The 15,203-nt window shown below is 35.6% G+C and carries 16 protein-coding genes; 3 read left to right on the plus strand and 13 right to left on the minus strand.

What is annotated here, in order from left to right:
• Positions 1 to 14: 14 nt before the first annotated feature.
• From CSC80_RS08710 to CSC80_RS08755, 10 genes are all read right to left on the minus strand, one after another.
• The gene (locus CSC80_RS08710) at positions 15 to 1,211 is read right to left on the minus strand and encodes a glutamate-5-semialdehyde dehydrogenase (protein WP_099191080.1); all 1,197 of its coding nucleotides are present in this window, start codon (positions 1,209 to 1,211) and stop codon (positions 15 to 17) included.
• Positions 1,208 to 2,332, minus strand: coding sequence for an aminotransferase class III-fold pyridoxal phosphate-dependent enzyme (locus CSC80_RS08715; protein ID WP_099191082.1), 1,125 nt, complete (start codon positions 2,330 to 2,332; stop codon positions 1,208 to 1,210). Before CSC80_RS08715 ends, CSC80_RS08710 begins: the two co-directional genes overlap by 4 nt.
• 48 nt (positions 2,333 to 2,380) lie before the next feature.
• Complete coding sequence (proC, locus tag CSC80_RS08720; RefSeq protein ID WP_071340427.1) at positions 2,381 to 3,175, minus strand: pyrroline-5-carboxylate reductase; 795 nt, start codon at positions 3,173 to 3,175, stop codon at positions 2,381 to 2,383.
• A gap of 134 nt (positions 3,176 to 3,309) precedes the next feature.
• Positions 3,310 to 4,284: an N-acetyl-gamma-glutamyl-phosphate reductase gene (argC, locus tag CSC80_RS08725; protein WP_099191084.1), complete on the minus strand. Its 975-nt coding sequence runs from the start codon at positions 4,282 to 4,284 to the stop codon at positions 3,310 to 3,312.
• 110 nt (positions 4,285 to 4,394) lie between these two features.
• The gene (locus tag CSC80_RS08730) at positions 4,395 to 5,582 is read right to left on the minus strand and encodes an argininosuccinate synthase domain-containing protein (RefSeq protein ID WP_099191086.1); all 1,188 of its coding nucleotides are present in this window, start codon (positions 5,580 to 5,582) and stop codon (positions 4,395 to 4,397) included.
• A gap of 219 nt (positions 5,583 to 5,801) precedes the next feature.
• On the minus strand, positions 5,802 to 6,431 hold the full coding sequence (locus tag CSC80_RS08735; protein WP_099191088.1) for a GNAT family N-acetyltransferase: 630 nt from the start codon (positions 6,429 to 6,431) through the stop codon (positions 5,802 to 5,804).
• 237 nt (positions 6,432 to 6,668) lie between these two features.
• Positions 6,669 to 7,988 (minus strand): mannosyltransferase, encoded by a 1,320-nt coding sequence (locus CSC80_RS08740; RefSeq protein ID WP_236973347.1) that lies wholly within the window; start codon positions 7,986 to 7,988, stop codon positions 6,669 to 6,671.
• Between the two features lie 80 nt (positions 7,989 to 8,068).
• Positions 8,069 to 8,851, minus strand: a complete 783-nt coding sequence (gene speB / locus CSC80_RS08745) for an agmatinase (RefSeq protein WP_099191092.1) — start codon at positions 8,849 to 8,851, stop codon at positions 8,069 to 8,071.
• Entirely contained in the window at positions 8,844 to 9,248 is a 405-nt protein-coding gene (locus CSC80_RS08750) for a nuclear transport factor 2 family protein (RefSeq protein ID WP_099191467.1), read from the minus strand. Before CSC80_RS08750 ends, speB begins: the two co-directional genes overlap by 8 nt.
• A 19-nt stretch (positions 9,249 to 9,267) precedes the next feature.
• Entirely contained in the window at positions 9,268 to 10,143 is an 876-nt protein-coding gene (locus CSC80_RS08755) for a helix-turn-helix transcriptional regulator (protein WP_099191094.1), read from the minus strand.
• A gap of 194 nt (positions 10,144 to 10,337) precedes the next feature.
• On the opposite strand from CSC80_RS08755, the gene CSC80_RS08760 reads away from it, so the two are divergent.
• Entirely contained in the window at positions 10,338 to 10,586 is a 249-nt protein-coding gene (locus CSC80_RS08760; protein WP_232231326.1) for a DUF983 domain-containing protein, read from the plus strand.
• 9 nt (positions 10,587 to 10,595) lie between these two features.
• Here the strand turns inward: CSC80_RS08760 and CSC80_RS08765 are convergent, their stop codons facing one another.
• Entirely contained in the window at positions 10,596 to 11,474 is an 879-nt protein-coding gene (locus tag CSC80_RS08765) for a LysR substrate-binding domain-containing protein (protein ID WP_099191096.1), read from the minus strand.
• A gap of 99 nt (positions 11,475 to 11,573) precedes the next feature.
• Here CSC80_RS08765 and CSC80_RS08770 point away from each other — a divergent pair, with 99 nt between their 5' ends.
• Both CSC80_RS08770 and CSC80_RS08775 read left to right on the plus strand, forming a co-directional pair.
• Positions 11,574 to 12,200, plus strand: a complete 627-nt coding sequence (locus CSC80_RS08770; RefSeq protein WP_099191098.1) for a LysE family translocator — start codon at positions 11,574 to 11,576, stop codon at positions 12,198 to 12,200.
• A gap of 166 nt (positions 12,201 to 12,366) precedes the next feature.
• On the plus strand, positions 12,367 to 13,038 hold the full coding sequence (locus CSC80_RS08775) for a class I SAM-dependent methyltransferase (RefSeq protein ID WP_071340419.1): 672 nt from the start codon (positions 12,367 to 12,369) through the stop codon (positions 13,036 to 13,038).
• 31 nt (positions 13,039 to 13,069) lie between these two features.
• On the opposite strand, the gene CSC80_RS08780 is transcribed toward CSC80_RS08775, so the two are convergent.
• Positions 13,070 to 13,531: a RidA family protein gene (locus tag CSC80_RS08780; RefSeq protein WP_099191100.1), complete on the minus strand. Its 462-nt coding sequence runs from the start codon at positions 13,529 to 13,531 to the stop codon at positions 13,070 to 13,072.
• Positions 13,532 to 13,717: 186 nt separating this feature from the next.
• Positions 13,718 to 15,202, minus strand: coding sequence for a cellulose synthase family protein (locus CSC80_RS08785; protein WP_099191102.1), 1,485 nt, complete (start codon positions 15,200 to 15,202; stop codon positions 13,718 to 13,720).
• Position 15,203: the final 1 nt, after the last annotated feature.

Below are 15,203 nucleotides of genomic sequence, written 5' to 3' on the forward strand. Positions count from 1 at the left end.
TTCCTAACTCCTAACTACCTTACCTGTCCATTTCCTTTTACGTACCACTTATTGGTTACTAAATGCTGTAATCCTATAGGGCCGCGTTGATGTAATTTATCTGTACTAATGGCTAGTTCTCCTCCAAGACCAAATTGTCCGCCATCCGTAAAGCGGGTAGATGCATTATGGTATACCGCAGCGGTATCCACAGATTGCATGAAAACATCTGCTTCCTCTTCATTTTTAGTAATGATAGAAGCGGAGTGGCCGCCTCCATAGGTATTGATGAGCTGTACGGCTTCATCTACATCTGGCACTTGCCCTAGTACAATTTTATAATCCAAAAACTCTTCAAACCAAACAGATTCATTTTCCATTTGAGAGGTGCCATCTAATCCGGCTAATTTGGCATCGGTCAAAATTTCAACATTGTGTTTTTTAAGGGTCTTGATCAAATGACTTAAAAATTCTGCCTTGCGTGGTAAATCTCTTGAAATGATGACTTTGTCAACGGCATTGCAAGCGGAAATTTTTGTGGTCTTTGCATTGACGATAACATCCAGTGCCATTTGCAAATCTGCCTCGTGCGAAACATATACAAAGTTATTTCCTCTACCGCTTACTATTACCGGGCACTGTGCATGTTGCTTAACAAAAGCGATCAGCTTTTCGCCACCTCTAGGCACAATTAAGTCTAGTTTTTGTGTTGGTTTTTCTAAAAACTGCTGAGTTTCTGTTCTGGAATAATTTAGGTAGGTTACCCAGTCCGTAGCACAATCGCAAGACTCCAAAGCTTTGTGCCATAGGTTTACTAAAACCAAATTGGAGTTCAAAGACTCTTTGCCCCCCTTTAGCAATATTTTGTTGCCTGATTTAAATGCGATGCCCGCAGCTTCAATGGTAACATCTGGCCTAGATTCATAAATAATCATGATTGTACCGAAAGGTGCAGTTTTATTACTGATCTCTAAACCATTTTCATGGGTAAATTGAAAACGTTCTACATGCAAAGGGTCTGGCAAGGCAGCTAATTTTTTTAAGGAAGAAATCATTTCTGCTACCTTGGTCTTGTTTACCTTTAAGCGATCAACCATTGCAATATCGCCTGATTCAAAAGAATTTAAATCTTTTTCATTGGCAGATATTAGAATTGATTCTTCTTGCTGCACCAATTCGGCCATACGCTTAAGTACGGCATTCCTTTTAGATATGCTTAGGGTTGTCTTCATGATAGGGCTTTTTTAAGAGCTGTAAAAAACACGTCTAAATCTTGTTTTGTAATATTCAGTGCAGGTAAAATTCTTAGCACTGTTTTATCTTTTGCGCCACCTGTAAATAGAAAATGTTCGTGAATTAATTTTTTACGCAGATCGGCAACCTGAAAATCAAATTCAAGCCCTAACATTAAGCCTTTTCCTTTTACCCGTTTTACTTGCGGAATTTCTTTTGCCTTTTCGTTGAAATATTCGCCTAATGCTTTAGCATTTTGAATTAGATTTTCTTTTTCAATTACTTCTAAAACCGCCATGGTGGCTGCGCAAGCCAAATGATTGCCACCAAAAGTGGTGCCCAACATTCCGTATTTTGCCTTTATACTTTCGTGAATAAGAATACCACCTACAGGAAAACCGTTGCCCATTCCCTTAGCAATACTAATGATGTCCGGTTGAATATTATGATGTTGAAATGCAAAGAATTTTCCGCTTCTGCCAAATCCGCATTGTACTTCATCTGCTATTAATAATGCATCATTCTCTTTACATAACAAAGCAACGTTCTGTAAGAATTCGGTCGTAGGTTCATCTAAACCACCAACGCCTTGAATAGATTCAATGATAACGGCACAAACATTCTTTGATATTTCCCTTTCAAAACCCTTACTGTCGTTTAGGTCAAGAAAAACAACTTCATGTTGCAGGTTAATTTCAGCATTGATAGATGGATTGTCCGTTGTTGCTACCGCAGCAGAAGTACGTCCATGAAAACCGTTGTTAAAAGCAATTACCTTTGATTTTCCGGTTACAAAAGAAGCCATTTTCAATGCGTTTTCATTTGCCTCTGCGCCAGAGTTGCACATGAATAGATTGTAATCTTCACAATTGGATGCTTCACCCAAATTGTTGGCCAATTCTACCTGTAAAGGGTTTTGTACCGCATTGCTATAAAACCCAATATTATCCAATTGGTCTTTTAAACGCTTTACATAATGTGGGTGCGTATGGCCAATGGAAATAACGGCATGCCCGCCGTAGAAATCCAAATAATCCTGTCCTTGGTCATCAGTTACTACAATGCCTTTTGCGGAAACCGGGGTTACATTATATAAAGGGTAAACGTCAAATAATTTCATAGTTGAAAAGTTTCAAGTTCAAAATAATGAACGGGTTGGGTAGCGTGTTTACTTGTTTTTGAATTCGGTGATCTTGTCGTACGAGGAAATAATTCCGCGTATCAATGATGAGCTTAAACCCTGGTGTTCCATTTCATTTAAACCGGTTATGGTACAACCCATAGGCGTGGTAACACGGTCAATTTCTTCTTCAGGATGATTACCGGATTCTATTAAAAGGCTTGCGGCACCGTTACAAGTATGCATAGCAAGTTCTTGAGCCTCTTTGGCATCAAAACCAAGCTGTATGGCGCCTTGGGTGGTGGCACGTATTAAGCGCATCCAAAAAGCTACACCACTTGCACAGATTACGGTTGCAGCCTGCATTTGACCTTCGGGGATTTCCATAGAATGTCCCATTCTATTAAAAATGGCTTTTGCCAATTCAACCCTTTTTTTACCTTTTTCGTTGCTACAGATACAGGTCATGGATTTACCCACGGAAATAGCCGTATTGGGCATACTTCTTATGATAAAGTTGTCTTTACCAATTACCGCTTCTATTTTTTCAATACTAAATCCGGTAATAGTTGAGATGATTACATGTTTATCCGTCAATAGATCTTTTATACTTTCTAAAATGGCGGCAAAATGAATAGGCTGTACGGCAAAAATTAAAATATCTGAATTTTCAACGGCTATTCTATTGTCATTTGTAACGGTAACCTTATCATATTTCTCAAATTCTGCTATAGCTGTGGTATCTCTTTTGGTAAGGTACATACTGGTAGCACCATTACTGTTCAATATGCCTTTAGCAATAGAAAGTCCTAAATTACCTGTACCTATAATGGCTGTTTTCATGTTTGGTGTAGTATTAAGTAAAAGGTGCTAAGTAAAAAGTATGAAGTAAACCGTAAATTTCATATCACTACTTAAAATTAGTCCCCATTAATTTTATTTCAATCTTATGTTATTTCAATAGTCCAACAAATCATTTAGAAGACCCCGGCTTTTAAATTAAGTCCTAGGTTTTCTTCCAAACCGAAAATTAAGTTCATGTTCTGCACCGCTTGCCCAGATGCACCTTTTAATAAGTTGTCTATGGCAGAGGTGATCAACAGCACATCTTCATGTTTATGTAAGTGGATGTGACATTGATTTGTATTTACCACTTGTTTTAAATTGATGGGCTCATCTGATATTTGGGTGAACACCGCATCATTATAAAATTCCTGAAAGATTTTTTTAGCATCCTCTAAACTACCCTCAAATTTGGTATAGGAAGTTGCCAAAATACCACGGGTAAAATTCCCTCTATTGGGCATAAAATACAGATTGCCAGTATCTTTTTGAAATGAATGTAAGCTCTCGTTGATTTCCCCTAAATGCTGATGCGTAAAAGGTTTGTACCAGCTAACGTTATTATTTCTCCATGAAAAGTGAGAAGTTGCAGACGGACTAACACCCGCACCGGTACTACCGGTTACAGCATTTATATGTACTTCATTGTCCAACAACCCCGCTTTTGCCAAGGGTAGCAATGCTAATTGGATAGCAGTTGCAAAACAACCTGGATTAGCTATATATTTTGCATTTTCAATTTCAGTTTTGAATAATTCCGGTAAACCATAAACAAACTCCTTACCATTGAAATTGGCATCGGTGTGCAATCTAAAATCATTGCTTAAATCTATAATAACGGTATCTTTTGAAAAATGATGCTCGTTTAAAAATGCGGTAGAATTACCATGGCCTAAACATAGAAAAACAACGTTTACATCTAGATTTACATTATCCGTAAACGCTATATCAGTAACCCCCAATAGATCTGGATGAGCCGTTGTCACCTTTTTTCCAGCTCTAGTAGTACTGAATACAAAATCGATTTCAGTAGCTGGGTGATGTAATAAGATGCGAATTAGCTCACCTCCCGTATAACCAGAACCACCAATAATACCTGCTTTAATCATAATTTTCTTTTGTGTAATTAGTGCGAAGTATTAAGTACTTAAACAACACTTTTAATTCTTTACTTAATACTTAGTACTCATTACTTAATACTATTTTTCCTAACTCCTAACTATTTATCCCCATTTACATGGTTGTAGATTTTTCCGGAATTTGAAAGAATCTTAATAAATCCTTTAGCGTCATCTGCTGTCCATCCTTTATTGACCTCGCCATATTTACCAAAAGCATCGGTCATTAAATCATGTTTAGATGAAATACCGTGTAACCTGAACTGAAATGGATATAAGCCTACAAATACATCTCCGGAAACCGTTTTTTGAGTATCTGTCAAGAAGGTTTCTATGTTACGCATTACGGCATCTAAGTAATTGCCTTCATGCAATAACATACCATAGAAATTGCCTTGTTGTTCCTTTTGATATTGTTGCCACTTTGTAAGTGTATGTTTCTCTAATAAGTGGTGTGCTTTTATGATAATTAAAGAAGCAGGAGCCTCAAACCCAACTCTGCCTTTGGTACCTATAATAGTATCGCCAACGTGAATATCCCTTCCAATGGCATATTTAGATGCCAAATCCTCTAGTTTTTCAATATTTGCAACTGGGTTGTCTTTTGCACCATCAATAGCAACCAATTCGCCATTTTCAAAAGTAAGTTTTACCTCTGTAGGGTTCTTTTCCTGTAATTGGCTTGGGTAGGCGCTATCTGGTAAGGGCTTTTCTGAAGTTAATGTCTCTTCGCCACCAACAGAAGTACCCCAAAGTCCTCTATTAATAGAGTATTTTGCTTTTTCCCAAGGATAATCTACACCGTTTTCTTTTAAGTATGCGATCTCTTCTTCCCTAGCTAATTTGTTATCTCTAATAGGCGTGATGATTTCAATTTCTGGGGCAATGATCTGGAAAATCATATCAAAACGTACTTGGTCGTTACCCGCGCCTGTGCTACCGTGGGCAATATAACCAGCGCCTATTTTTTTAGCGTAGTTTACAATTTCTATTGCCTGTACAATTCTTTCTGCACTTACGGAAAGTGGGTAGGTATTGTTTTTAAGTACATTACCAAAAATAAGATACTTTACTACTTTATCATAAAAGGTCTGTACGGCATCTATAGAGGTATAAGATGAAGCGCCCAGTTCAATAGCTTTCTTCTCAATTTCCTTTATTTCCGCAACAGAGAAACCTCCTGTGTTCACGCTTACTGCATGAACTTCAAATCCTTTGTCTTTTGATAAATGCTTGGCGCAATAAGAAGTATCCAATCCGCCGCTGTATGCTAGTACTAATTTTTTCATTGTAATATGTTCAATTCCAGTGATACCGGGTAATTATTATTTTGGTTTGATAGGGTTAGAAAAGAGAGGTTAGAAAAAGAAAATAGAAATTAGAGAAGAGATGTTAGAAAGAAGGTTGAAACCTTTAGCATTCAGCTCATATTTTTTAATTTTCTATACTCTATACTCTATACTCTATACTCTATACTCTATACTCTATACTCTATACTCTATACTCTATTATTTACTTTTCTCTTCTTTTCTTCTCAGAAACAAACTCTCTTTTATACTTTTTAATCTTGTAAATGCCTTACCGTTCATTTCTTTAGTGTTCTCAGTTTTTTTCTTTGTGGTAGGGTCATATAACATACCGGTACAGAGACACATTTTTTGTTCAGTTCTCGTAAGGATGTCAAAATTTTTACAAGTTTGGCAACCTTTCCAAAACTCAGGGTCATCTGTAAGTTCGGAAAATGTAACAGGTTTATAGCCTAGTTCGTAGTTGATTTTCATCACTGCTAAACCTGTGGTGATTCCAAATATTTTGGCATCGGGAAATTTCTCCCTGCTTAATTCAAAGATTTTGGCTTTAATGCTTTTAGCTAGACCTTGCCCTCTATAATCTGGGTGTACTATGAGTCCGGAATTTGCTACAAATTTCTCGTGTCCCCATACTTCTATATAGCAGAAACCCGCAAATTTATCTCCGTCCAATGCAAGTATGGCATTACCGTTAGAAAGTTTTCTTTGAATATACTCTGGGGTACGTTTTGCTATGCCGGTACCGCGTACTTTGGCAGATTCAGCTATGGTATCGCAGATATCCTGAGCGTATTTAAAATGTGATTCGTTAGCAACAATTAAGTTCATTGCCAGTTAGATTTAAAAGTGTAAAAAATAAATTTGATTTGTTGTGCGGAAATGGACTCACCTAATTCCATAAATATATCTTACCCTTACGGGCGACGACGGCGAGATGTGAACGGGCGCGCTAGAGCCACTGGGCTCACGGTGCTATATAAAAAGTAGTTTATTTCGTTCATTACGGGGTAAATGTACAAATTATATTTATTTGACATCCCGCATGACATAATTTTTACAAAAAGTTTACTTTTTGTTACGATGTGCAACAATTTCATAAGTCAAATAGGCAAATACTGAAATATATTCAATGCCTAAAAGCCAAAGGCTTTCTTTGAAATCTGCTTGGGAATATGCATAATAACTAAGTACTACGGCGGCAGACCAAATAATGGCATATCTATATGAAGTGAAAATAGATAGTAGCACTAAAAATATAATATACCAAGGGTGTATTGTGGTAGATATGAAATAATAAATGGTCAAAACCCACATCATTGACCAAAGTACCCTGTTTAAGTCGTATTTCTTGGGGAAAAATGTAAATAACCCTACAGTAATAACAGTTATTAGTGGGGTAATTTTACCGTATTCTTTAATGAACTCCCAAGGTTTTGCGTCAAAATGAACGGCTGTTTTTTTGGCAAGGTTATAGAGGCTCGAGTTAAATTCAAAATTAGAGAACCAAAGTTTAATGGTTCTACTATAGTTGTCTATAAATTCTGGCGTGTTAAAAGGCAGAAAAAGAGCTATGGACGTAATGCCGATAATGCTATAGAAAACAATACTTTTTTTCCAACCCAAATATTTTAGAAAAATAGGAAGGAATAAAAGAGGTACTAATTTTATGGAGATGGAGCAGGCAATAACCATTGCGGCGGTTTTCCATTTATCTATGGACAATAAAAACATCGATAGAATAAAGAAAAACAACATGACCCCTTCAAAATGAAGATTTCCGGTGAGTTCAACTATTACAAGCGGATTAATGAAATACCAGAATATTAGATGCGGAGATCGATTAAGGTTTTTTAATAACCTTCTGCCAAAATAGAAAATACCTATATCAGCCAGAATTATAATTGAACGCATAGCGAATAAAGATCCAAAAAGACTCTTGCCGCCAAGAATAGTGGCCAAGGCAAAAATAAGTTGATTTAAAGGGGGGTAATTACTGTAGTGCCTTGCGCTTAAACTACCCATACCGTCGTACAGCTCTTTGGCATTCGGTATTATTGATACCATGTTTTGCATTAACTCATCTGGAGTGTGTAGATAGGGGTTATAGCCATTGGCTACTAAATGTCCGTCCCAAACGAATCTATAAAAATCTTGTGAAAGATTAGGTTCTGCAAATAAAAATACCAGTCTAAATATGACGCCTATACCCAGTAAAAACCTAAAGTTGTGTTTTTCAAATTGTATCAGCTTAAAACAGAAAAAGAATAGGGCAACAAATAGGGTAATCAGTTTTATGAAATCTGTTCTAGGTAAATGATAGGCAAACGTATAGTAGAATACAAAACTTAATACCGCTAAGGTGAGGGAAACTTTATGGAGTTTCAAAAAGTTTTTAAAGCTAGTTGGCATTAGGGGTTTTCAATTTAGTAACAGGTCAATTTAATGGTTTTTTATTTATTTTTAATTTAATGGACCATCAATTTTCCTAAAAGCTCTTTCATCATTTTAGCTGCCAAATATGCGGTCATATCATTAAAATCTCGATCAGGATTGTATTCCACAATATCTGCACCCACAATTTGGGCGTCTATACCCTGAATTAAATATATAACTTGACGAGAAGAGAGTCCGCCCGGTTCATGATGGGAAACCCCTGGTGCAAAGGCAGGGTCAAAACCATCCATATCTAAAGAAATGTACAAGGGATTTTTAAAATTGGGTATGGCGTTCAAATCTAGGTTACGCATTTCATGAATGTCAACATCGAACTTTTTTGCTTGTGAAGCTTGATGTGGATTTAAGGTACGAATGCCTACTTGAACAAGTTTTACGGCATAGCCGTTTTCCATAATTCTGGCAAAAGGACAAGCGTGAGAGTAAGGATCGCCTTCATAGTCATGGTATAGATCCGCATGGGCATCAATATGTAGAATGTCAAGTTTTGGATAATGGTTATGAAACGCCTTAATAATCGGGAAAGTTATGGAGTGGTCGCCACCCAAGGTCAGTAACTTTTCACCGTTTTCAATATTCTTTTGGGTAATAGTGGCGATATCAAAATAGTCTTCAATATTGAAATCACCATTATCCGTTATTAGGTCATTTTCTATTGTTGTTCCAAGCTCCGTACATAAGTTCATAGAATCACTGTACAGTGCTTTTCTGATTAGGGCAGGTGCTTTTGCAGGACCTCTTTGAAAAGATGATTTTGCATCCCAATTAATGCCTTGAATATTAATTTTATTCATAATACTTTAAGTTGATGGGTTCATACATAGTATTTGGATTTTCAGATTTCTCTGGTATTTGCTGTATAGCATCCCAATGTTCGCATATTTTTCCATTTGTATCAAACCTGAAAAAATCCATTGTAACATATTGGTCATTTCCTGGCCATACTTGGTGCGTGTGTATTGCAACCAAATCTCCTTCTGCAATGCAACGTACAAATTCAATAGATTTTTCAGGGTATTCTTTTTGCATGCGTTCAAAATAATCTATAAAACCTTGCGTACCATTGGCAACTGCGGGATTATGCTGAAGGTATTCTTTGCCAACATACATTTCTATGGCCAGTTTTGGGTTTCCTAAATATGCCGTTCTGTAAAAAGCGATGGCGTTCCTTTTGTTTGTTTCTAAATTCATCATGATATCTTGTAGTGGTTTAATGAAAATATATTTTTCTGAATTCCATTGGGGTCATCCCTGTATTTGATTTAAAGAATTTTGAAAAATAGGCATAGTCAGAATACCCCAAGGTGTCTGCAACATTGGCTAGGTTGTCATTAGAATGAACGATCAAACGTTTAGCTTCTAACATGATACGCTCAGAGATCAAGGTAGTTGTAGTTTTACTGATGGTCTTTTGAACCACTCTGTTTAAGTGTTTGGTTGTAATACTTAGTTTTTCAGCATAGAATTTAGGTAATTTTTCGGTGTAAAAGTGTGCGTTAATTAATTTTTCCAGTCGCTCAAGTATATTCGCATAGCTGTTAGATCCTAATTTTTCTATAATAGTGTCGGCAGTATATGCACGCGTTAGTTCTATGTATATATAATGTATAAGACTAATGATTTTAGCTTCTCTTAGTAAATTTTCTTCTCTGTACTCTGTAAAAAGTTCTTGAAAAACAGTGGTTAGGTGTTTCAGTTTCTCTTTAGATAATTGAAGCAAAGGCGGGTTTTGGTTGGAATAGTAAAAAGGAAAAGAATTTAGGGAATGATCCAAAAATTTAAGTTCATAGAATTCTTGAGAGTGAAAGAAAATATAACCTTCTGGTTGCGATTCAAATTTCCAAAAATGAGTTTGCCCAGGTTTTAAGAAGAAGACCTTTCCGGGTTCTATTGGGTAGGTGTCAAAATCTATTTCATGTGTGCCGGTGCCTTTGGTAAAAATAACGCACAAGTAAAAATTATGGGTATGAGGTTTATTTATAAGATTCTTATTGATTTGAATATGGTCTGCAAAAGAGTTTACATAAAGACTGTGTAACGGCTTGTTTTTTAAAAACTGACTAATATGTAAAACGGGAATTTTCATATAAAATGTCTTAAAAATACAAATATATGCGCTTATGATACGATCGAAACATTTATTTTATGTCTTAATTTTGCAGTATAAAAATGGGGGTCATGAGTAAAGTGTTGAATGTTGTAAAATGCAAATGTCCTAATTGTAATGAGGGTAAGGTCTTTAGTGGGCAAGGAAATGTTTTTTTGTTTAAAATGCCGACAATGAATGAAAGGTGTTCTGAATGCAATTTTAAATTTGAAAAAGAAACGGGCTTCTTTTTTGGAGCTATGTTCGTTAGTTATGCCTTGGCTGTGGCACAAATGATAATAAGCCTTGTGTTGTTTTGGTATTTTGTAGATCTGTCTCCGTTGCGGGTATTTGCTATTATTGCTTTGGTAACTATATTGATGAGCACTTTTAATTTTAGGCTATCAAGATCTATTTGGATCCATTTATTCTACAAACTTTAAAATATTGATTTAAGTAGGGTTTGTCATTTCTTTGGCAAGTTTAACTACTCTTTCTGTTATTCTATTAGGATCATTTTTTCTCCAGTTCATAAATAAGCTAATAGTTTCATCTAGCTCTATAAACCTAACTCCAATTGCATTTGAGAATTTATAGGATAACGGTAGTATAGATATGCCTAGGCCTTGTGCTACAAGATTAATGATCATACCTCCAAAATCAGATTCAATAACAGTTTTTGGCTCAAAACCGTTTTTTTGAAAAAGACTTCTTAATAGTGAAGGAAAGTAAGTGTTTCTATGCAAGCCAGAAATAATGAATTTTTCATCTTGCAACACCTTTAAATCCTTTAAGGTTGTATTGGTCAACCAATGTTTCTCAGAAACCACAAGGCAGATAGGTTCAGTATGTAATTTATACGACATTATATGAGTGTTATTTATAGCATCTCTATTAAAAGCAATATCGGTATCATAATTAAGTAGCAATTTTTCATGGTTTTCATCTATAGGCTCAGTTAATTCTAGTTTTAAATCTGGTATGCTAGCGTTGATTTTACTTAAGAAAAGCGGTAGATAACTAAAGGCAATTGAACCTGGGTAAGAAAGGGAAATATGGCCAGAAGTGCCTTGGTCTATCTTCTTTGCCTGTTTTTGAAAATGATCAAGGTCATTGATGGTAGTAGCCCATTTGTCCTTTAGGAAAATACCCGCATCGGTGAGTTTTACATTGCGTTTATTTCGTTTAAATAGTTGATAACCAATTTCTTCTTCCAATGATTGAATTTGTCTACTTAAGGTAGATTGAGATATGAACAATTTTTCTGCAGCTTTCCAAAAATGAAGTTCCGTGGCAAGGCTTAAAAAATATTTTATTTGCTGTGTAGTCATAATTAATGCAATTTATGCATTAAAAAGCTACAAATATGTATTTTTCATAAACCTTTAGAGTCATTTCTTTGCCTTGTGGATTTTTAAAATTATAGAGCTATGGGTATAGAAAACTTTGTAACCTTTATGGTATCGGCATTATTGTTTATAATGACACCTGGTTTAGACACTTTTTTTGTGCTGAACAAGTCTTTGGGACGAGGAAGAAAATCTGGAATACAAGCGGCATTAGGAGTAAATGTGGGTATATTAACGCATACTTTGTGTGCGGCAATGGGAGTCTCCGTATTATTGGCCAAATCAGCTTTTGCCTTTGCCGCAGTTAAATATTTAGGTGCTGCATACCTTATTTATTTAGGGGTGGCAACTTATAGAAAAAGAACCGATTTTGATGGTTTAGAGCAATTGTCAACTAATGGTCAAAAGGTGAAAAGTGATTTTTGGTCAGGATTTTTGACTAATTCATTAAATCCTAAAGTTGCATTATTCTTTGTTGCTTTTTTTCCGCAGTTTATATCCGCCAACCAAATACATAACCCAATGCCGTATGTAATGTTAGGTGTAACTTATGCGTTTATAGGGGTGGTTTGGTATATTATTTTAACCTTGTTCGCAAGTGTTTTTTCTAACCAGATCAAAGAAAACCCTAGTTCAAGTAAACTGTTAAATAAAATAGGAGGCTTGGCATTTATTTCAATGGGTATTAAAATAGCCTTCTTTAAATAAACGATTATAAGTATTAAATAATCACCACTGATAGTTTGGGGTAACTACCTGCTGAAAGCCATGAATAGGGGAATTTGTACGCAAACTAATTTTATGTTCTCAGGTTAGGTGGTGATTTTTAAATTTTTATACCTTATTTTGAAGTCGAAATTTTGCACTGTTGCTTATGAATACTGATAAAAAGGGTATTAAACCAAATAAGATTCCTTGGCCAACCAAAAAGGCTATGCAACAAGTGTATGAAATGAATCTGTGGGGTAGTGGTACTGAAGATTTTTATTCGGGTGAAGGTTCTCATAAGCCGGAAATTGTAAAACCTTATATAGAGACATTAACTACTTTTTTAACTTCATTTGAAAACCCTATTTCCGTGTGTGATTTAGGATGTGGAGATTTTAATATAGGTAAAGAACTGGTAAGTTATACCAAGAATTATGTTGCCGTTGATATAGTACCGGAATTAATTACGTACAACAAGAAAAAGTTTAAATCAAAGAACGTAGAGTTTCAATGTTTGGATATTGCAGTAGATGACCTTCCTGTTGCAGATTGTGCTATCTTAAGACAAGTACTACAACATTTATCTAATGCCGAAGTTCTTCAGATTACTCGTAAGTTAATGCAGTACACCTATGTTATTGTTACGGAGCACTTGCCAAACAAAAAGTTTGTTGCCAACATAGACATTATTTCGGGTCAAGGTACAAGGCTTAAAATGAAAAGCGGTATAAAGTTACAAAAGTCACCTTTTAACTTAAAAACAGTGAAGTCAAAAGAGCTGTTAAGGGTTGTTGATCAACACGGTGTCATTGTAACCACAGCTTATAAGTTGAGTTAATGTATTTTTATCACGCTATGCTCCATGGTCTTTATTCGGTTTTAATGGTAAAGGTAGCTGTTAGTCCAACGCAGAAATTTCTGGGTAATTTATGTACTCCAAATATTGCTCTTGAGTGTTGGCCTTTTTCATTTAAAACCTTTACGAACAAATTAGATGCTCCATTGACAACATTTGGCGATTCGTCCCAGTTTTCTGCTGACTGAAAGTAGGCATCAAAATGATTTAAACCTATAATTTTATGAAAACCAATTTTACTTTCTACTTGAGCCAATACATTTAAGGCGCATAGTTCCATAGCTTTATACCCTTGTTCGGTTGAAATCTCATTCCCTAATCTACCTTGGTATAAGAACTTTTCATTTAAAATAGGAAATTGAATGGCAATGTAAGCTATGTTATCTCTAATATTTACAGAAACATAATTGCCACCTGGTGTTGATATTGTAGGAAGTTCAAGTCCTAAATTTTTGAGATTTTCTTTAGGATCCATGTTTTAAATTTTGATGCTATTCTCTATAGCAATCACAATATAAAGTGAAAATCTTTTTTACCCTCTATTGTATAAAAAATAAATGTGTAAATGGTCTTTCTGGCGTTCAGGTTATATTAGGATGTCTTGAAAAAAAAAGATAACCCAGTTGAGTTATCTTTTTAAAATATTGCAATTATAGTGCTTTTAAGCCCTTGAGGTCAAAGATTTAAAGAATACAAACCCAAACCCTAGAAATAACATAAAATGGAATGGAAACAGTCCAAAATCATTTAATGGTATGGCGCTGTACATGCCAAACATGAAGTAGAGCATTAATGCAAATTCCAATATCATATTGGGCGATAATTTTTTAGCTAGGTATTTGTTTCCCTTCCAACTTTGCTTTAATGAGCTAATGTTGAATTTTGGAGTACGTACAAATTCACTTCTTTTACCCATATGACCTTCAAGTACGGCAATGGTGTTATGTAAAGAGAACCCAAGCGCAACCGAGAAAAAAGTAAAGAAAATTCGTATATAATCTACAAAATTATCAAAGCCGCTACCTTGTATACTCTTGTAGGTAAACCAATAACAGACAAACAATATAATGGTGCTTATCGTGAACAAGCTTAACAAAGAGAATACCCAATCCAAATGACCATAGGTATTTTTAATATAAAGCGATGGTATGCTTAATATAGCTACCAAAAACACACATAAGAACATGGAACTGTTCAACAAGTGCATAACACCATGGAACTTGGTTTTAAATGGAATGTTCTTTGCGGTAATAACGCTCCAAACCGTTTTTCTAAAGTTCTCTGCCCCACCTTTGTTCCAACGAAATTGTTGTGAACGAGCGGCACTGATAACTACAGGTAGTTCTGCCGGGGTTTCTACATCTTCTAAATACTTAAATTTCCAGTTTTTTAACTGTGCGCGGTAGCTTAGGTCCAAATCTTCTGTGAGGGTATCTCCTTCCCAGTTACCGGCATCAAGAATACACTCTTTACGCCAAATACCTGCGGTACCGTTAAAGTTGATGAAGTGACCTTTACTGTTACGCCCTACCTGCTCTAATGTGAAATGGGCATCAAGAGCAAACGCCTGTATTTTAGTTAAAGTGGAATAGTCTCGGTTTAGATGGCCCCAACGGGTCTGCACTACACCTATTTCTTCATCTTTAAAATAGATAACGGTTTTTTTAAGCCAATCTGCAGCTGGTAAAAAGTCTGCATCAAAAATAGCGATGAATTCACCTTTAGCTATTTTTAATCCTTCTTTTAAGGCACCTGCCTTAAATCCAGATCGGTCTGTTCTTGTAATATGTTGTATGTCTAGACCGGTCTCCTGTAATTTAGCTATGCTTGCAGCGGTAGCTATTACGGTATCATCCGTAGAATCATCTAAAACCTGAATTTCCAATTTACTTTTTGGGTATTCAATTTTTGCGATGTTCTCTAAAAGCCTGTCCATTACATACTCTTCGTTAAAGACCGGAAGTTGTATGGTTACGAACGGAATTTCTTTTGGGTCTAACAGATTAAATTTTGGTGCCGTTTGGTGCTGTCTCTTTTGTGATAAATAATTGATCAACAGATTTAGCTGTGCCAAGCTGTAAAAGAAAATTAATAGTAAAGAAATACTATAAATTACGATGATGAAATATGCTAAAGCTAGTTCCATA

This window comes from Maribacter sp. 6B07, assembly GCF_002700155.1.
GTDB classification, from domain to species: Bacteria; Bacteroidota; Bacteroidia; order Flavobacteriales; family Flavobacteriaceae; genus Maribacter; species Maribacter dokdonensis.